Annotated in this window: 16 protein-coding genes and 3 pseudogenes; 11 read left to right on the forward strand and 8 right to left on the reverse strand. The window is 37.2% G+C overall.

The annotated features are described in order from the left end of the window. Positions 1 to 27: 27 nt before the first annotated feature. Both AAHI02_RS03085 and AAHI02_RS03090 read left to right on the forward strand, forming a co-directional pair. The gene (locus AAHI02_RS03085; RefSeq protein ID WP_346985397.1) at positions 28 to 606 is read left to right on the forward strand and encodes a Crp/Fnr family transcriptional regulator; all 579 of its coding nucleotides are present in this window, start codon (positions 28 to 30) and stop codon (positions 604 to 606) included. A gap of 42 nt (positions 607 to 648) precedes the next feature. Then, positions 649 to 978: an N-acetyltransferase family protein gene (locus AAHI02_RS03090; RefSeq protein WP_346985398.1), complete on the forward strand. Its 330-nt coding sequence runs from the start codon at positions 649 to 651 to the stop codon at positions 976 to 978. Positions 979 to 1,153: 175 nt separating this feature from the next. Here the strand turns inward: AAHI02_RS03090 and AAHI02_RS03095 are convergent, their stop codons facing one another. Further along, positions 1,154 to 3,553 carry a ligase-associated DNA damage response DEXH box helicase gene (locus AAHI02_RS03095; protein WP_346986661.1) on the reverse strand — a complete coding sequence of 800 codons (2,400 nt, stop codon included), beginning with the start codon at positions 3,551 to 3,553 and terminating at the stop codon, positions 1,154 to 1,156. A 193-nt stretch (positions 3,554 to 3,746) separates the two neighbouring features. Between AAHI02_RS03095 and AAHI02_RS03100 the strand changes: the two genes are divergently transcribed. Next, the gene (locus AAHI02_RS03100; protein WP_346985399.1) at positions 3,747 to 4,010 is read left to right on the forward strand and encodes a type II toxin-antitoxin system ParD family antitoxin; all 264 of its coding nucleotides are present in this window, start codon (positions 3,747 to 3,749) and stop codon (positions 4,008 to 4,010) included. Positions 4,011 to 4,073: 63 nt separating this feature from the next. On the opposite strand, the pseudogene AAHI02_RS03105 reads toward AAHI02_RS03100, so the two are convergent. From AAHI02_RS03105 to AAHI02_RS03115, 3 genes and pseudogenes are all read right to left on the reverse strand, one after another. After that, a pseudogene (locus tag AAHI02_RS03105) lies at positions 4,074 to 5,653 on the reverse strand (ATP-dependent DNA ligase). Between the two features lie 134 nt (positions 5,654 to 5,787). Further along, on the reverse strand, positions 5,788 to 6,816 hold the full coding sequence (locus AAHI02_RS03110; protein WP_346985400.1) for a ligase-associated DNA damage response exonuclease: 1,029 nt from the start codon (positions 6,814 to 6,816) through the stop codon (positions 5,788 to 5,790). Between the two features lie 63 nt (positions 6,817 to 6,879). After that, positions 6,880 to 8,364, reverse strand: coding sequence for a PLP-dependent aminotransferase family protein (locus AAHI02_RS03115; RefSeq protein ID WP_346985401.1), 1,485 nt, complete (start codon positions 8,362 to 8,364; stop codon positions 6,880 to 6,882). Between the two features lie 71 nt (positions 8,365 to 8,435). Here AAHI02_RS03115 and AAHI02_RS03120 point away from each other — a divergent pair, with 71 nt between their 5' ends. The 6 genes and pseudogenes from AAHI02_RS03120 to AAHI02_RS03145 all read left to right on the forward strand — a co-directional run bounded on the left by AAHI02_RS03120 (position 8,436) and on the right by AAHI02_RS03145 (position 13,907). Continuing rightward, the gene (locus AAHI02_RS03120; RefSeq protein WP_346986662.1) at positions 8,436 to 9,053 is read left to right on the forward strand and encodes a hypothetical protein; all 618 of its coding nucleotides are present in this window, start codon (positions 8,436 to 8,438) and stop codon (positions 9,051 to 9,053) included. A gap of 113 nt (positions 9,054 to 9,166) precedes the next feature. Next, a complete protein-coding gene (locus tag AAHI02_RS03125) occupies positions 9,167 to 10,156 on the forward strand; it encodes a pyridoxal phosphate-dependent aminotransferase family protein (protein ID WP_346985402.1) in 990 nt (329 codons plus the stop codon). Between the two features lie 26 nt (positions 10,157 to 10,182). Next, positions 10,183 to 10,836, forward strand: coding sequence for a dethiobiotin synthase (gene bioD, locus AAHI02_RS03130; RefSeq protein ID WP_346985403.1), 654 nt, complete (start codon positions 10,183 to 10,185; stop codon positions 10,834 to 10,836). Next, positions 10,833 to 11,813 (forward strand): biotin synthase BioB, encoded by a 981-nt coding sequence (gene bioB, locus AAHI02_RS03135; protein WP_346985404.1) that lies wholly within the window; start codon positions 10,833 to 10,835, stop codon positions 11,811 to 11,813. The genes bioD and bioB overlap by 4 nt, the downstream gene beginning before the upstream one ends. A 44-nt stretch (positions 11,814 to 11,857) precedes the next feature. After that, positions 11,858 to 13,124 (forward strand): annotated as a pseudogene (bioA, locus tag AAHI02_RS03140) (adenosylmethionine--8-amino-7-oxononanoate transaminase). Positions 13,125 to 13,199: 75 nt separating this feature from the next. Further along, positions 13,200 to 13,907, forward strand: a complete 708-nt coding sequence (locus tag AAHI02_RS03145) for a YetF domain-containing protein (RefSeq protein WP_346985405.1) — start codon at positions 13,200 to 13,202, stop codon at positions 13,905 to 13,907. Between the two features lie 137 nt (positions 13,908 to 14,044). On the opposite strand, the gene AAHI02_RS03150 is transcribed toward AAHI02_RS03145, so the two are convergent. From AAHI02_RS03150 to AAHI02_RS03165, 4 genes and pseudogenes are all read right to left on the reverse strand, one after another. Beyond that, positions 14,045 to 14,194, reverse strand: a complete 150-nt coding sequence (locus AAHI02_RS03150) for a hypothetical protein (protein WP_346985406.1) — start codon at positions 14,192 to 14,194, stop codon at positions 14,045 to 14,047. Positions 14,195 to 14,458: 264 nt separating this feature from the next. Beyond that, positions 14,459 to 15,266 (reverse strand): annotated as a pseudogene (locus tag AAHI02_RS03155) (ferritin-like domain-containing protein). A 25-nt stretch (positions 15,267 to 15,291) separates the two neighbouring features. Further along, on the reverse strand, positions 15,292 to 15,999 hold the full coding sequence (locus AAHI02_RS03160) for a ferritin-like domain-containing protein (protein ID WP_346985407.1): 708 nt from the start codon (positions 15,997 to 15,999) through the stop codon (positions 15,292 to 15,294). A 79-nt stretch (positions 16,000 to 16,078) separates the two neighbouring features. Next, entirely contained in the window at positions 16,079 to 16,648 is a 570-nt protein-coding gene (locus AAHI02_RS03165; RefSeq protein WP_346985408.1) for a fasciclin domain-containing protein, read from the reverse strand. Positions 16,649 to 16,923: 275 nt separating this feature from the next. On the opposite strand from AAHI02_RS03165, the gene AAHI02_RS03170 reads away from it, so the two are divergent. Both AAHI02_RS03170 and AAHI02_RS03175 read left to right on the forward strand, forming a co-directional pair. Further along, entirely contained in the window at positions 16,924 to 17,493 is a 570-nt protein-coding gene (locus AAHI02_RS03170; RefSeq protein ID WP_346985409.1) for a sigma-70 family RNA polymerase sigma factor, read from the forward strand. A 1-nt stretch (position 17,494) separates the two neighbouring features. Then, positions 17,495 to 18,304: an anti-sigma factor gene (locus AAHI02_RS03175; protein ID WP_346985410.1), complete on the forward strand. Its 810-nt coding sequence runs from the start codon at positions 17,495 to 17,497 to the stop codon at positions 18,302 to 18,304. Positions 18,305 to 18,345 lie beyond the last annotated feature (41 nt).

An 18,345-nucleotide genomic window follows, 5' to 3' on the forward strand; every position in this document is an offset into this window, starting at 1 on the left:
AAAATTAATCACCAAACCAAAAATCCTATGTTGCGAACCAATCAACCATTTTCCGACTATTTTGATAAGCTGTACAGCAAGAAGTCTCACAAAGAAAATATCACGTTGACCTCTTACGGTAAAGGTGATAAAATCCTCATTCAAAATGAATCTTCCACTAAAATAATGCTCATCAGAACTGGAATTACCAAATGCTATTTTGTGGAAGAAAATGATAAGGAGTACATTGTTGAGTTTCTCGGCAAAGGTGAAATCATCGGTGAAATTGAAGTTATAAAAAATATTTCCTGTCTGTGCACGATCGAAGCCATGACCGAAGTGACCGTATATTCTATGCCCATCCCATATTTCAGGACTTTACTTAAAAATGAATTAAAGCTGAATCGTTTTCTCCTTGATGTTTTTGCAGAACGTATGGTAAATACTTCCAGCCGGGCATCTTACCAGAAGCTTCGGGCTACAGAACATACGCTGACTCAGCTCCTGGAATTAAAATCAAAAGAAATGGAGATTTCAAAAGAAGACATGGCCGCTTACCTTGGAATTACGGTTAAAAGTTTAAATAAAACCCTTGACAAAATCAAGGAAAACAATGTTGATGAATAGAAAAATCTTTGGGGTATATTTGCAAATAAATGTCGTCGCTTTATGAAAGAACTGACCTTCAGAAATGCTGCTTTTGAAGATTTACCTAAAATTGTTGAAATTTATAATTCTACCATCCCTTCAAGAATGGTCACTGCCGATACTGAAGATATTTCTGTAGAAAGCAGAATTCATTGGTTTCATGAGCATAATCCGGAAAGCCGGCCGCTCTGGATGGTTGAAGATCACGAGAAAAATGTCTTGGGATGGGTCAGCTTTTCTTCATTTTATGGGCGCCCGGCATATAACGGTACGGTGGAAGTCAGCATTTATATGGACGAAAGCTGCCGGGGAAAAGGGTTCGGCAAAAAAAGTTCTGCAATATTGCATTGAGAATGCGAAGAATTTCGGTATCAAAACACTGCTGGGATTCATATTCCTGCACAATGAGCCAAGTTTAAAGCTTTTCAGGCATTTCGGATTTGAAAATTGGGGAACTTTTCCCAATGTTGCGGTTTTAGACGGAATAGAAAGAACATTAATAATTCTGGGTAAAAGGATCGACTGATTATCTGATTTTTTTCGCCTGCTCCACCAACCGTTTGATTCGGGAATCCAGATCTTCACTGGAAAGTGTCTGACGAAGACTGTCTACCTTGATCGGGAAACTCAGCGGAGTAAATGAATTGGCAAATTTCAGGATGATTTTTGATTTTTCAATCCTTTTGAATGCTTCCACCAGTCTTTGCTCTTGCAACTGCATATTGAAAACTTCCGTATAAGCCTGCCTTACAAGGAAATGTTCGGGGTCATAATCTTCAAGTACCTTAAAAATTAATCCTGCAGAACTTTGCAAAGATTTGTTGGAACGCTGCTGGCCCGGAAAATTCTGAATCACCATACCGGAAATTACGGCAATATCTCTGAACTTACGTCTCGCCATCTCTGCAGCATTGATACTTGAAATAACATCGGTCATTAAGTTGTCACGGGTCAAAATCTGTTCTAAATTATTTTCATTCAGCGGAATTTCCTTATCGCTGAAGAGCTCAAAACCATAATCATTCATCGCCATTGAAAATGAAATCGGAGCCAGTTTAGAAATCCTGTAAGCAATCAGGGCAGCCATTACTTCATGTACCAGACGGCCTTCGAAAGGATACATGAAAAGATGATAGCCTTCACGGTTTTTAATTAATTCCACCAAAAACTCGTTTTCGTCCGGAATATGAGATCGCTCTTCCTGATTGGTCAGTAACGGATGAAGAAATTTCAATTCTTTTTCAGATGATTTCGGATTAAGTGCGCCGGATAATTTTTGCCTCAAAAACTGTCCGAGATTCGAGCTCAACGGAAGTCTTCCGCCCAGGTAGCTCGGTGCAAAAGCTTTCCCTTTGGAAGCCCTTACAAATACAGTCATATCCTTAATCATAACGACTTCCAGAACACGTCCTGCGAGGATAAATTTATCTTCTTTCTTTAGCCTTGATATAAAATATTCTTCCACCATTCCGATATATCCTCCTGAAATAAATTTTACCTTCAGCATAGCATCACTTACGATCACACCCATATTCATCCGATGCAGCATAGAAATTCTGCGTGATGTTGCTTTATATAAACCGGTTTCATCAATGACAATTTTATGAAACTCTTCATAACTTTTTAATGCTTTTCCACCGATCGTTAAAAAATCAAGAATATTTTTCCATTCTTCTTCGGTCATTTCCTGAAAGGCAAATGTTTCTTTAATTATTGGATACATCTCGTCCGGATAAAATCCGTCTCCAATCGCTAACGTCATCAGAAACTGTACAAGAACATCAAAGCACAATACCTGCGGATCTCTCGGCTCAATGACATTATTTTTAACAGCTTCTTTTAATGCAGAAACCTCAATAAGTTCTAATGAATGTGTGGGAACACAATAAATTTTAGAAGTCTCAAAAGGAGAGTGTCCACTTCTTCCTGCTCTCTGCAGAAATCGTGCGACCCCTTTTGCAGAACCAATCTGAATTACGGTATCAACGGGCTTAAAATCAATTCCCAAATCTAAAGATGAGGTAGACACTACCGCTTTCAGTTTACCATTACTGAGATTTTCTTCGATCCAGATCCTTAAATGCGCATCTATCGAGCTGTGGTGAATGGCAATTTGCCCGGCAAAATCAGGATAAGCATCCAGCAGAAGCTGATACCACATTTCACTCTGACTTCTGGTATTGGTAAAAACAATCGTGGATTTGGAATTGAGAATAATAGGAACGACTTTATCTGCCAACTTATGTCCCAGATGTCCTGCCCATGGCAAAATTTCCACTTCATCAGGAAAGACAGACAGAATATCTATTTTCTTCTTTTCTTTAGCGGTAATTTTTGTTTTTTTAATATCGTATGGAATAAGAACTTCCATGGCCTCATCCAGATTACCAATGGTCGCAGTAATTCCCCAGATTTTCATTTTAGGAACATACTTTCTGAGCCGACAGATGCCGAGCTCAACCATTACACCACGCTTTGATCCGAGCAATTCATGCCATTCATCAATAACAATCGTCTGTAAATTCTGAAAAAAACGCTCATGATTTTTCTGTCCGAGAAGCAGATGAAGACTTTCAGGAGTGGCAACCAGAATTTCAGGCATATTTTTAATCTGCTGTTGCCGAACTTTCGGATCCGTATCACCGTTCCGTACGCCGACCGCCCAGTCCAGTCCGATCTCATCAATTGCTTCCTGCATCGCTTTGGCAATATCCTTTGAAAGTGAACGGAGTGGGGTAATCCAGATCATTTTCAGGTCTCTTTTATATTTTTCAGGATGGTTCAGAAAATCTGAGATCAGGGCTAAAAAAACAGAATAGGTCTTACCAAAACCTGTTGGAGCAACGACCATTCCGCTATAACCATTTCCGAACTTACGCCAGGTTTCTACCTGAAATCTGAAAGGGAAAATACCTTTATCGATCATCCAGTTTTGGATGATTTGGTAGCCGTCGGTATTTTCGAATGTTGTCAAATTAATTTTGAATTTTATAGAAAATGCTAAAGATTTTACTTCAGTTATAATATTATCAATTTTTTAACCAAAAATATTTAAGTAGTAAAATTTGTATTAATTACCAAATTTTGGTAATTTTCGTCCTGAATATAAACAATATAATATGGGAAGAAATACATCAGTATCTCTCGGAGATTATTTTGAGGATTTTGTTGATTCTAAAGTTTCTGAAGGAAGATTCAAAAATGCAAGTGAAGTCATAAGAGCGGGTTTAAGACTTTTGGAAGAGGAAGAAAATAAAATCCAACTCGTTAAAAATGCAATTCAAGAGGGTATTAGTAGCGGAATTGCACATGATTTTGATCCTAAGAAACATCTGGAATTATTAAAATCCAATTTAAAAAAAGAATGGCTAAGTATTTTTTGACCAACAAAGCAGTTGAAGATATTTCAAAAATATATGAATACACATATGAATTATCTTTAAAATTTACTGTATCAATTTCTTAATCTCCTCAAGATCATCAATCTCATCTACCGTTTTATCCTTCCTCCATCTTAAAATTCTCGGAAAGCGAAGGGCCACGCCACTTTTATGCCGGTTACTGAATCCGATTCCTTCAAATGAAATCTCGAAAACAAGCTCTGCTTTCACGGTACGAACCGGACCAAATTTTTCGATCGCATTTTTATTTACGAATTTACTGACCTCCATAATTTCTTTATCAGTCAGCCCGGAATACGCTTTGGCAATCGTCACCAGTTTATCTTCGTTTTTTACGGCAAACGTATAATCCGTATAATAGGCACTCCGGCGGCCGCTACCTTTTTGAGCGTAGATCAGCACGGCATCAATCGTCAACGGATTAATTTTCCATTTCCACCAATCACCCTTTTTCCTTCCGGAATGATACTGGGAATTCTTCTGTTTCAGCATCAGGCCTTCACTGTTGATGTCTCTGGAATTTTCCCTGATTCGATCTAATTCACCCCAATTATCAAACTCTATAATCTGAGAGATTTTAATGTTTTCCGGATTTTCATTTAACAATAATTCCTCAAGCATTGCTCTTCGTGCAGAGATTGGCTTTTCACGGAGATCATGATTTTCAAGCTCCAGTAAATCATAGGCAAAAACCTGAATTGGAATTTCTGAAAGCATTTTCTTTGTTAAAGTTTTCCTATTCAGCCTTTTTTGCAACTCATTAAAATTTAAAACTTTACCATCCTTTACCGCAAGTATCTCTCCATCCATAACAAAATTACCTTTCATATTCTGAACAACATCTTTGATTTCAGGAAATTGTTCGGTGACAAGCTCTTCGCCTCTCGACCAGATAAAAACTTCATCATTCCTACGGATGATCTGTCCACGGATACCGTCCCATTTGTATTCGATAAGCCATTCGTCCGGCTCGCCCAATTCATCCAGATCTTTTTCAAGAGGATAGGCAAGGCAGAAAGGATAAGGCTTTGAATTGTCCGGATTGATGTTTTCAGCGGAAATCAGCTCACGAAAAGAAACTTCTTCCGGCTGCCATTTTCCCATCAGGCTATGCATTAGCGTACTCGATTCCTGTTCGGTGAATTTAGTCAGCGCATTAATCAACGTCTTGTCAGAAACGCCAATTCTGAAACTTCCACCCAGTAATTTATTAAAAATCAAACGTTCCGTATAATCCAAACCATTCCATGAACGGAGTACGAATTCTTTTTTTCAAGATCGGTTTTATTTTTCAGTCCGATAATTTCACTCATCCATTCGGATAATGAACGTTCTATTTTTTCTTCAGGTGGCGGAAGAATCAGCGAAATTGTTTCCCCAAGATCTCCTACCGAAGAATAACTCTCCTGAAACAGCCAGAAAGGAAGCTGCGTAATTTCCAGCGCCCATTCTTTCATATAATTCGTATTGACATTCCGCTTCGGTCTTTTCCCTGTGAATAGAGCGATGAGCCAAACTTTATCTTCGTCAGGCGCACGTTCAAGGTAGTCGATAATGGCATCGATTTTAGCATTGGTTTTATTGGTACTTTCCAGAGCGTTGATAAGTTCAGCAAAATGTTTCATAAATTTCTGCGTCTATTTTTCGTGGGCAGCTTTTTCCGTCTTCCACTCCCGCTTCCCGAGCCAGGCTTTGCCATTACTTTCGGGAGAGCTCCGTTCAAGCCGGGCTGCGGAGAACCTTGTATTAAATATAGTCGTTACGACTGCTTTTCGTCTTTTATAATTTCTTTTTCTGTTTCCTCTTCATCATCGTCACCGTAAAGGGTTTCTACAACATCAGATTGTATTCCGATTTCATTTAAATATTTAGAAAAAACCTCGGTCTGTCCGTGGGTTACATGCACCAGTTCAGCTTCGGTAGCTTTTATGGCCTGCAACAAACCTTTCCAGTCGGCGTGATCACTCATGGCAAATCCCGCATCTGCACTTCTCCATCTTCTTGCGCCGCGTACCTGCATCCAGCCGGAACAGATCGCTGTTGCCGCATCCGGAATTTTTTTAATGACATTACTGTCCAAAAGGGCCGGAGGTACAATCACGATTTCACCCTGAACATGCTTTACACTTTCCCTGAAATCAGGAATTTCATAATCAGGAAGATCGATTCCTACGTTTTCAAAAGCTTCATTCAGCTTACCAATAGAGTAGTGAACGTGAATTTTTCCCAAACCTTCAACTGCTTTCATGATCCTTTGTGCTTTTCCTAAAGAATATCCTATAAACACCGATGTTTTCTGATTTTCTTTATTCTTCAACACCCAACTCTGAAGTTTTTTATTTAAATCATCCACTTCCAACCAGTTATAAATAGGAAGGCCAAAAGTACTTTCTGTGACAAATTCATTACATCTTACCAGTTCAAAAGGGGTACTCAGTCCATCATCCTGAACTTTGTAGTCACCGGAGACGACACTTACATAGCCTTTATATTCCAGCTTGATCTGTGCCGAACCGATAATGTGACCGGCAGGATGGAGTGAAACTTTTACACCATTGATATTGACAATTTCACCATATCCAACACTCTGACATTCGATATCTTCACTGATTCTTTTGTATAAAATAGGTTTTGTAAAATGATGACAAAGATATTTTTTCATTCCCCAACGGGCATGATCGGCATGTCCATGAGTGATGACCGCGAGATCTACAGGTCGCCATGGGTCAATATAAAATTTTCCCTGCGGACAGTAAATACCTTTGTTTGTGAATGTGATTAATTTCAATGATGTAAGATTTGAAATTTTATATTCAAAAATCCAACCAAAATAGAGTATGCTGATTTTATCTCATTTCAGAATCTTCTTAATATTCTCTGAAAGAATTTCAATTCCTCTCTCCATTTCATTACGATTAAGGTTTCCAAATCCCAATCGCATAGCGGTAAGATTACGGTTTTGATAGAGTAAGGTTTTTGGAATGAAAAGATTGTCTTTCACACATTGTTTTGAAAGTTTCATAAGATTTACAGGAATTTTCCATTCTGTCCAGATGGCTAATCCACCGGAAGGAACTTTAAAATCAATACATTCACCAAGATTTTCTTTCAATAAAAAAGAAAAATAATCTCTGCGTTCTTTGTATATTTTAAGAGATTTTTTCAGATAACGGCTGATCTCTCCTTCCGCAATCATTTCACCAAGAACATGTTCCATGAGAATATCGCCCTGTCTGTCGATGATGCCGAGATATTTTCTCATTTCGACCATTATATTTTCTGGAGCCACAATAAAGCCCGTCCGAAAACCGGGTGCCAATGATTTACCAAACGAGCCTATATAAATCACCATCCCTTCTGTATCTGCGCTTGCCAAAGGAAGAATCGGGCTTTTATCATAATGAAAATCATAATCGTAATCATCTTCCAGAATGATAAAACCATATTCCTGAGCAAGCTTTAATAGCTCCAGTCTTCTGGCTGCACTCAGCGTAACCGTAGTAGGATAGTGGTGATGCGGCGTAAGGTATAACATTCTGATTTTCTGTCTTTCACAAATTTTTCGAACTTCACCAACGTTGATTCCGTCTTGATCAATCGGAACTGAGCAGATTGTAACGCCGGTTCTCTGAAAAATCATATTGACTGAAAAATAGCTCAGTTCGCCGACGAGTACAGTATCTCCTTTAGCTAAAAGAATTTCTGAAACAATGTACATACTCATCTCCGTACTTCTTGTGATGAGAAGATTATTCTTTGAGATCAGCAATCCTCTTGATAAATTTAAGTATTGTGACAGATTTTGTTTAAAAAATTCACTTCCGTCATGATTGTATTGCCCGATTTTATGAGCTTTTCTCTTTACAATAGAACTGTAGTTCCTGGAATACTGATCAACCTGCGTCAGCCGGATATCAGGAATTCCATCGTTGAAAATGTATTCACATTCAGAATGTTCAAAAGGATTGTCTAAAATATTCGAAGTTTTAAAAGAAAATCCTGTTGTTTTTGGATAATTTTCGAGATGAGTTTTCTTAAAATTTTTAATTTCAACAGCTTTATTCTGATCTTTTCCGATAATGAATGTACCTTTATTAGGAAAGCTTTCTACCCAGCCCTGGGCCAGCAATTCATCATAAACAGCTACAATTGTATTGCGGTGAACATTCAGAATGATACTTAACGTTCTTGTTCCCGGAAGTTTTGTTCCGAATGGAATGAATCCCCGCTGAATGGCATTAATCAGCTGATTTGAAATTTGCATATAAACAGATACCTGAGAAAATCTGTCAATTATTATGAAACTTTGATAGGGAATTTCAGCCGGACTATTCATTATCTTAAAACTGGCACCATATAACCATCCGGCAATATACTACTTTTGAACCAAAACAAATTAAAATGACAATTTATAATCTTTTAGAAAAAATTGTTCAGCATAATGAAACCCATGCCAGATGGCTGAATACATTATCTTATATGGAAAATGCAGGAGCCAGGAAAATTTCTGCCTGTGAGCATCCATCAGAAGTAAATCTTATCCAGCTGAAGCATGCTGCAGAAGAACATCGACACGCATATTATCTTAAGAAACAAATCCTTAAGATTACTTCATCAATTTGTGAAAATTACAGAAATAAAGAATTGCTTGCATCCATTGCTACCAGACAATATCTTCACAATCTTGACATTAAAACTTGTAAATATTTACGAGAAGTTTTTCACTTAAATAAAGAAGAATTAAAATATGCTGCCTATCTTTTTGTAACCTATGCCATTGAGGTTCGTGCAGATGAATTATATCCTGTATATCAGGAAATTCTGACAAAATATTCTTCAAAAATTATGGTAAAATCAATCATTCTTGAGGAAGAAGGCCATTTGGAGGAAATGGTCAGTCAGTTGGATAAATTTTCACCGGATTGGAAAATTCATGCAGAATATATTTTAAAAATAGAAAATAATCTGCATGACCAATGGATTAAGTCTATTTCACAGGAAGTTTTTCAGGAAAATTATGTTTAAGGATTTTCTGCAATTTGAAGAAGCTTTAGAAAAAAAGACAGCAGAACGGCATTTTAAGAACTTTACAAGTCCGGAGAGATGGAATTGATTTTTATTCCAATGATTATTTTGGATTGGCAAGAAATAATGAATTCCAGCATTTACTACTGAAAACAGTCCAGGGAAATCCTGAATTACTAACCGGAAGCACCGGTTCAAGATTAATCAGCGGAAACTCTTTTATTGTTACGGAAACTGAAAATTTCATTGCTAAAGAACATCAATATGAATCAGCTCTTCTTTTTCCTTCGGGTTACAATGCCAATTTAGCTTTATTTTCAACACTTCTGCAACGTCATGATACGATTATTATTGACGAGAAAATCCATAGATCAATACATGACGCATGCAAAATGTCCAATTGCAGAAAGTTAAAATTCAAACATAATAACTGTGACCACCTGGAAAGTATTCTGAAAAGACAAAAAGGTAAAGTTTATATTGCTATTGAAAGCTTGTATTCAATGGATGGAGATATTGCTCCGTTACCCGAAATTGCTCAACTCGCAGAAAAATACAACGCGGAACTTATTGTAGATGAAGCGCATGCTTTCGGAGTTTTCGGATATGGTTTTGTTGAACAGCTTCAGCTTCAAAAAAAAGTTCTTGCAACGGTTGTGACATACGGAAAAGCGCTCGGAACGCTCGGAGCAGCAATTCTTACGAATAATCTGATAAAACATTATCTCGTCAACTTTGCTTCACCTTTTATCTATACAACTTCCTCACATGATTTTCTATGGATGAGCATTTTTAAAGGATACCATTTTTTAAATGAAAATAGAAAATTATTAACCAAACTTCAGGAAACCATTAAAATATTCCGCGATCAGAATATAAAATCTCCTTCTCATGAAAACAGTCCGATACAAGCTGTAATTATTCCCGACAATGACCAATTAAAAGTATTAAGAAATACTTTATCAGATCAAGGATTTTTAACATATGTCATTTTCAGCCCGACAGTGAAGAAAGGCACAGAAAGACTCAGAATTTGCCTGCACAGTTTTAACAAAACGGAAGAAATAATTGGTTTAACTAAGATTATTAAAGATTTTATTTAAAATGAATTACTATCGATCAATAAAACATGATGTTACAAGATAAAAAATCAGAAATACAAAATTGCCATCAACAATTACTTTTCGTTACCGGAATTGGTACCGAAGTAGGAAAAACCGTCTGTTCAGCTATTTTAACGAAATATTTCAAAGCAGATTATTGGAAACCCTTGCAATCAGGTGATCTGGATTTTTCCGATACTATGAAGATACAAAACTGGGCCGGCAAAAATACAGTCTGCCATCCTGAAACATACAGATTTCAGCTAGCGGCATCACCCCATCAGTCTGCAAAGGAAGAAGGGATCAAAATTGATTTAAATAAGTTTAAAATTCCTGAAACCAACAACAATATGATCATCGAAGGGGCAGGAGGGCTGATGGTCCCATTAAATGATAATGAATTTATAATTGATTTGATTGAAAAACTTAATGTTCCGGCTGCACTTGTCGTAAAGAATTATTTAGGCTGCATCAATCATACTTTATTGTCGATGATGATTTTACATCAAAGAAAAATTAAACTGAAGTATTTAATTCTTAATGGAAATTTTCCACCTGATACAGAGAGAATTATTATTAAAAATATTCATCAAAAAACAAAAATTATAAAAATTCCTCATTTAAACGAAATAACAAAAGAACAAATTGAAGCTGCAACAAAACAATTAGAAGAATTATGAAAGATACATTAACACTAAGAAACGACTGGACAAAAGAAGAAATTGAGAAAATTTATCACCTGCCGTTGCTGGAACTTATATACAAAGCAGCAACTGTACACCGCGAGTGGCATAATCCGGAAGAAGTACAGATGTCAACTTTGCTATCGATAAAAACCGGTGGATGTCCTGAAGACTGCTCGTATTGCGGACAGGCAGCGAGATATCACACCGATATCAAAGTTCAGGCATTACTGCCAACGGAAAAAGTCATCGAACACGCCAGAAAAGCAAAAGAAGGCGGTTCATCCCGTTTCTGTATGGCTGCAGCATGGAGGGAAATTCGCAATAATCGTGATTTCGACCGTGTAATCGACATGGTAAAAGGTGTCAACGACTTGGGAATGGAAGTTTGCTGTACCTTGGGAATGCTGACGGAAGAACAAGCTATTCGACTTCAGGAAGCCGGATTGTATGCTTATAACCACAACCTGGATACTTCCGAGCAATATTATGACGAAATTATTTCTACCAGAACTTTTGATCATAGAATCAATACGATCAACAATGTAAGAAAAGCTGGCATTACCGTCTGTTCCGGAGGAATTATCGGGTTAGGGGAAACGCATGGCGACAGGATTTCCATGCTTTTAACCCTGGCAACAATGCCGAAACATCCAGAGTCTGTTCCTATAAATGCTTTAGCGAGGGTAAAAGGTACACCACTTGAAAACAATGAGAAAACGGATACTTGGGAAATGGTAAGAATGATAGCCACAGCAAGAATCATTATGCCTTCTTCAATGATCCGCTTAAGTGCCGGCAGGATTGAAATGACAGAATTTGAACAGGGCTGGTGTTTTATGGCAGGAGCAAATTCCATCTTTACAGGAGAAAGAGAAACATTACTCGTTACTCCAAATCCTGGAGTTTCAGAAGATTTGCAGATGCTGAAAACGTTGGGGCTTAAACCAATGGTGAAAGAAAAAATGTGCTGAAAAGTGAATGGTGAATAGTTAATTGTTAGTTTTTCAAAATACTTATGAATTTATCCGAACGCGACAGAGCTGTCAACTGGCATCCTTATACACAGATGAAAACGGCCGATAATGTTATTCCGATAGTGAAAGGAAAAGGTATTTATCTCTTTGATGATGAAGGAAAACAATATATAGATGCAGTTTCTTCATGGTGGGTAACACTGCACGGTCATGCACATCCTTACATTACAAAAAGAGTTTCCGAACAGCTGCATACTTTGGAACAGGTTATTTTCGCAGGATTTACCCATAAACCAGCAATACAGCTTTCAGAAAACCTTTTGAAAATCCTTCCGGAAAATCAAAAGAAAATTTTCTATTCTGATAATGGTTCCACTGCGGTAGAAGTTGCTTTAAAAATGTGTATTCAATACGCTTACAATCAAAAACATAAAAAAACAAAAATTCTTGCTTTTAAAAATGCTTATCACGGCGACACTTTCGGAGCAATGTCCGTAAGCGGAAGAAGTGTGTGGACAAATCCTTTTGGGGAAATGCTTTTTGAAGTGATCTTTATTGATGTTCCGACTGCAGAAAATCTTGACAATCTTAAGACTTTCATCAAAAGTATTTCAAATGAAATTGCATGTTTCATTTACGAACCGCTTGTACAGGGAGCAGCAGGAATGCTGATGCATAAGCCGGAAGATTTGTCAGAATTAATGAAATTCTGCAGAAAACAGAAAATTCTGATGATCCAGGATGAGGTTTTTACCGGTTTCGGAAGGACGGGAAAGCTTTTTGCCGCTGATCATCTTTCGGAACAACCTGATATTATGTGTTTTTCAAAAGGGCTAACCGGCGGAACAATGCCAATGGGTATTACCAGCTGTTCTCAGGAAATTTTTGAAGCTTTTTTTGTCAGACAATCAATATAAAACGCTTTTCCACGGACATTCTTTTACGGCTAATCCATTGGCTTGTACAGCAGCACTCGCAAGCATGGAACTTTTGCTGCAGGCTGAAACGCTCAACAATATTGATCTTATTGTTAAAAAACATTCGGCATTTTCAGAAATTCTCAGCAGACATTCAAAAGTTGAAAATGTACGACAAACAGGAACAATTCTGGCCTGGGAAATTGTGAGCGGTGAAAAAACTTCTTACTTTAATGATATCGGCAAAATGTTGTATCAGGAATTTTTAAAAAGAGGAATTATTTTACGCCCTTTGGGAAACATAATGTATCTGGTTCCACCTTATTGCATTACATCTGAAGAGCTGGATTATATTTATCATCGGATTATAGAAGTTTTAAATAATTTTTAAAGATAAATGAATATTTAAAAATTAAGATTACTTCTTGGCTTGTTATTTGAATTTTCCAGCAAAAATAATTACAATATGTTATCCATATTTCTTTTAAAGTTTGACTGGAAAGAACTTCTGATGGGACAGGAAGAATGGTCCTTCCTTCTCGAAATTGCACTTCGGACAATAATTATGTTCGTAACAATTATTTTCGGACTTAGAATTTTAGGAAAAAGGGGAGTAAAGCAGCTTTCACTTTTTGAACTTGTTGTTATCATCGGTTTAGGATCGGCAGCAGGAGATCCCATGTTCTACAGGGAAGTGGGCATTATATCTTCAATTCTTGTATTTGTACTCATTATTTTAATGTACACGATTGTGACTTATCTCATCGGAAAAAGCAAGAAATTTGAAACGTTGGTAGAAGGCAGATCAATTTGCCTTATAGAAAACGGAGAATTTTCTATTGAAAACTTTAAAAAAGAAAATCTCGGAAGTGATGAGTTTTTTGCAGAATTACGACTGAAAGGAATTTCGCAACTCGGTCAGATTGAGCAGGCCATTGAGGAGGTTTCAGGAGAAATAAGCGTTTTTTATTTTGAAGATGAAAAAGTAAAATATGGACTTCCGATTATGCCCGGTTCGTTAAGCAACCCCTTATATGTTATTAAAGAAAAAGCATATTATTCGTGTACATTCTGCGGTCATACTGAAGAAAAACATTCGGGAAAAGCAGGCAGCTGCCCGAAGTGTAAAAAGGAAGAATGGGTAACATCCAGCAATAGAAAAAGGATTACATAAAACAAAAGGCCCCTAAAAGGAGCCTAAAAAAACACAAATGATGAAAAAAAATTATTTCGATTCACAAATATAGATAAAAATATATATATGTCAAAACTTAAAATAAAACTTATTTATAAAATATAAAAATTTTATTTTTATCCTGCATTCAGTTTCTGTGAAGTTGTAAAAAAACCAAGCGCAAGTAACGCCAAAACACTTACAGTAAACAATTTTACTGTTTTTTTGATTCCTTCCCCGTCAGATAATTTCTTTTCCTGAACAGAAGAGCATTCCTTTGTTTTCATACATTAAAGTTACAAAATTTAAAAGAATCAAAACAAACGTGATTTCAATAAACAGCTATATGATTGTAATCATAAATAAACTATGCAAGACTATGTACTTTTGAAATAATATACTACACTCCATATTATTTCAAGTTTTAAAAAGGCAACAAACTCCTCTTTACGGGGGAGTTTGTTATGTAATGGCTTTATTTTTAAAATTTTTCCAAAAAAAATCCCTTTCCGAAAGAGAAAGGGATCACACCTAACATTAAGAAATCTGCTTTAAACAATAAACAAAGATGCAATTGTCTGAGCCTCGCTTCCTGTTAAAATCTCATCATAGGCTGCCGAACCCGCTGCCGCTCCGAAAGCCGTCGCAGTATTAAAGCCTGCCTGGTTGGTATTCTGTTCTCCTGCATAAACAGGGTTGGTTGCAGGAGGCATATTGCCACCATCTGCCAGTTCTACCCAGCCTTTATTTGCTCTCATTCTTCTTACCTGCGATGCGTGTCTAGCCTCTACAGAGTGAATCTGCAAAGCTGCCTGCAAAACAGTTTTGTTTGACATTACATTTCCTGCCTGTCCTTTGTAGGCACGAACTCCGGTATCTTCAAATGCCTGAGCCAACACCAGAAACTGATTGTAATCGGCGAAAGGCATAAAATTCCCCCCCGGCCGTAAAATCAAATGTAGGCTTCGCTCCGGGAGTTACACCAAGTGAAGTTAATGTATTTTTCAGGAATGTAACATGAGCTGACTCATGTTTGGAAATCTGCATGAAAACCGTTCTGTCTGCATTAGGAATTAAACCGGCTGTAGAAAGGCCGATTGCATAATATTCATTTTCAAGATATTCAAGAACCAGTGCTAATTGCAGCGCATCAGTCAAGGCACTTTTAAAGGCATTATCTCCATTTAAAGGTGCTGCTTTTGCAGGCGTAGTCATCAAAGCGCCTAATCCCAATGGAATAGAAGCAATAGCTGCTTTTTTTCCGAATTTGGAAATCCCGGTAAGAGTATCTAATCTTGAGGCTTCTGTAGTAAAGAATTTATCGTCAGAAAGCTTATCTAGTAATTTAAGAATGTTCATAATGTAAATTTTTGAAGTGAGTAAATTATCCGATTCCCTGTTCTTCCCATGTGAAAGGAGTTTTTATAAATCCTCCGGCCACCATCACAATATCTTTAGGTTCTTTTGCCAGATCCAAACCGTTAGCATCAATAACATCATCACCTGAAAATGCTGCACTTCCGGGATTGATAAGGTTTCTGATCGCTGAAGCATGCCTTGCTTCTACGGAAACAATTTTTCCGGCAATCACAAGATAATCTGCATTGGTAATATATTTCCCGGCACCGTTATACGCTGCTACTCCTGTATCTTCCAGTGCTTTTGCCGTAGCCAGAACAGAATTCCTGTCATTAAAATTTACATTCGGATATTGAAACTCCAGTGTTGGCAGAACATTAGACGTTGCCCCGCTGATCGCAGCTTTGAAAAAATCTCTGTGAATAACCTCATGATGATAAAGGTCTGTGAAAATTTGTTTTTCCGCGTTTGAAATCCCGGAATAGAAATTATTGACCACTTTGGTATAAAAATCAGCTTCCAGCTGTTCAAGTGCGTAAGCATAATTTAGAACGCCAACATCACCTTTACCGAGATCGAAGGCGCTGGTTTCCATGAAATCGAATTCATTATCGTCACAACCGATCAGAGTAAGTCCTGCCATTGCCAGCCCTACACCGCTCAGTTTCAAAAAATTTCTTCTGCCTGTATCCAGGGTGGCTCCTTGGTTAGAAACATTAATAGTTTTTTTCATAATAATATTGTTTAAGTGTTGTTTTATCATAAAGAATAGAAAAAACAGCATACATAATATGCTGTTTCAACTAAAACCACTACGGCATCAAAACCGTATCTATAACATGAATCACTCCATTTGACTGATTAACATCAGCTATGGTAACTTTTGCATCTTTGCCTTTAGAATCTCTTACATAAAGATCTTTGCCTTTAGTCCAGAAAGTAAGTTCTTCGCCCTCTACGGTTTTCATCATGCTTTTCCCGTTTCCTGCTTTTACAGCTGCCCAGATTTGTTTTGCGCTATATCTTCCCGGTAAAACATGATAGGTAAGAATTTTGGTAAGCATTGCTTTATTTTCAGGCTTCACAAGATTTTCCACTGTGCCTTTCGGAAGTTTTGCGAAAGCCGCATCAGTAGGAGCCAATACGGTAAACGGACCTGCTCCCTCCAATGTTTCAACTAATCCTGCTGCTTTTACTGCTGCTACTAAAGTTTTATGATCTTTAGAGTTTACGGCATTTTCAATGATATTTTTAGATGGATACATTGGCGCTCCGCCCACCATAACTGTTTTCTCCTTCATCATCTGGGCAGACATTTTACCACTGAATGCAAATGATAAAGCTACCATGCTAAAAACTGTGATTTTTGATCTAGTGTTCATTTTTTTGATTTTTAAGTTAATATGTATTTGAATTTGTTTCTAAATCCATTTACGAGAGCGTTCTCATTTTAGTTTTAATTTTTTTTCAAATAAATTATAACCAATTAATAGTCAATCAATTATTTTTACATTAAACTTAAAATCACTTAAACCGAATTATTAAATTTTAAATGATTTTATATTTATCTTAAAGATTTTTAAACACTTCATTAATTTTATTAAGATTTTAAATGATGGTGTAAGTATTGCTTATTATCTGTTTTATTTTATTACATTTGGAAAGAAAAACATCAACTATTAAAACACAGTATTCGGAAGAGCAGCTGATCGTTTTGCTAAAAGAGAAAAACGAGAATGGTTTTCATTATTTGTATGACCATTATTCCGGCGCGCTCTATGGTGTTATTCTCCGAATCGTTCAGTCAAAGGACTATACCGAAGAGATTATTCAGGATGTTTTCGTTAAAATCTGGAACTCTATTCAACAATACGATTCGTCAAAAGGCAGGTTTTATACCTGGATGATCAATATTGCCAGAAATACAGCGATAGATTATTTAAAGTCTAAAGGCTTCCAGAATGAGCTTAAAAACCAATCGTTACCTGATTTCGTATATAATTCTGCAGAACTTTCCACGACAAACGACTCATCCGATTTTATCGGATTCAATAACGTGCTGGAAAGTCTGGAAAGCGATAAAAAAGAACTTATCGATCTGGCTTATTATCAGGGATACACTCAGAACGAAATATCAGAAAAGCTGAAGATTCCCCTGGGAACGGTAAAAACCAAGATGCGGAATGCATTGATGAAATTAAAAGATTTGTTAAAAGATTATCAATAAATTGAACACTAAAGAATACATATCATCCGGAATTATAGAATCTTATATTCTAGGTCTTGCTTCTCCCGAAGAAGCAGGCATTTTGGAGTGTGTGATGAAGAATAATGCTGAAGTGAAAGCTGCTTTCGAAGAAGCACAGAAAACGTTGGAAGATCTCGCTACAGCGCAGGCTGTAACACCTCCAGACAATCTCAGAACAAAGATCTGGAACAAAATTCAGCAGGAACAGACTCCTGAAGAGATAGCACCCGCCGTTTCTGCAGATATTCCCGCCGCAAAACCTCAGGACGAAATAAGAATTCAGGGAAACAGCAACTGGAAAGCATATGCCGTGGCCGCATCCGTTTTATTTTTGATCAGTGTTGCAGGAAATATTTTCTGGATGAATGACCAGACAAAGACCAGACAGGAAATTGCCAGAATGGAAACTGAAAAGAAAAATCAGGATCTCGCTATGCAAAAGATGAATCAGAAAATGGGAATGGTTTCTAATCCTGATATGAAAATGGTTATGCTGAAAGGCGTGGAAAAGCACACAGATTCCAAAGCAATGGTTTTCTGGGATACCAAAACAAAAGAAGTTTATCTCAATGCGGAAAGTCTTCCGAAAGCTCCTGAGGGAATGCAGTATCAGCTGTGGGCGATCGCCGACGGTAAACCTGTAAGTGCAGGAATGTACTCCGAAGAAAAAGACAGTAAAGTTGCGCTTGCCAATATTCCAAAAGCGCAGGCTTTTGCCATTACGCTCGAAAAGCAGGGAGGAAGCCCTGTTCCCACTATGGAAAATATGTACGTCATGGGCGAAATATAATCTCCTGACTTACCATAAAATACAAAGATCAGCAAATCGAA

Source organism: Chryseobacterium sp. POE27 (genome assembly GCF_039727685.1).
In the GTDB taxonomy this organism is placed as follows: domain Bacteria; phylum Bacteroidota; class Bacteroidia; order Flavobacteriales; family Weeksellaceae; genus Chryseobacterium.

Excerpts from the sequence above, each read along its gene's own strand:
- AAHI02_RS03085 (WP_346985397.1), top strand. The coding sequence starts at position 28 with ATGTTGCGAACCAATCAACCATTTTCCGACTATTTTGATAAGCTGTAC.
- AAHI02_RS03090 (WP_346985398.1), top strand. The coding sequence starts at position 649 with ATGAAAGAACTGACCTTCAGAAATGCTGCTTTTGAAGATTTACCTAAA.
- AAHI02_RS03095 (WP_346986661.1), bottom strand. The coding sequence starts at position 3,553 with ATGATCGATAAAGGTATTTTCCCTTTCAGATTTCAGGTAGAAACCTGG.
- AAHI02_RS03100 (WP_346985399.1), top strand. The coding sequence starts at position 3,747 with ATGGGAAGAAATACATCAGTATCTCTCGGAGATTATTTTGAGGATTTT.
- AAHI02_RS03115 (WP_346985401.1), bottom strand. The coding sequence starts at position 8,364 with ATGAATAGTCCGGCTGAAATTCCCTATCAAAGTTTCATAATAATTGAC.
- bioD (WP_346985403.1), top strand. The coding sequence starts at position 10,183 with ATGATGTTACAAGATAAAAAATCAGAAATACAAAATTGCCATCAACAA.
- bioB (WP_346985404.1), top strand. The coding sequence starts at position 10,833 with ATGAAAGATACATTAACACTAAGAAACGACTGGACAAAAGAAGAAATT.
- AAHI02_RS03145 (WP_346985405.1), top strand. The coding sequence starts at position 13,200 with ATGTTATCCATATTTCTTTTAAAGTTTGACTGGAAAGAACTTCTGATG.
- AAHI02_RS03150 (WP_346985406.1), bottom strand. The coding sequence starts at position 14,194 with ATGAAAACAAAGGAATGCTCTTCTGTTCAGGAAAAGAAATTATCTGAC.
- AAHI02_RS03160 (WP_346985407.1), bottom strand. The coding sequence starts at position 15,999 with ATGAAAAAAACTATTAATGTTTCTAACCAAGGAGCCACCCTGGATACA.
- AAHI02_RS03165 (WP_346985408.1), bottom strand. The coding sequence starts at position 16,648 with ATGAACACTAGATCAAAAATCACAGTTTTTAGCATGGTAGCTTTATCA.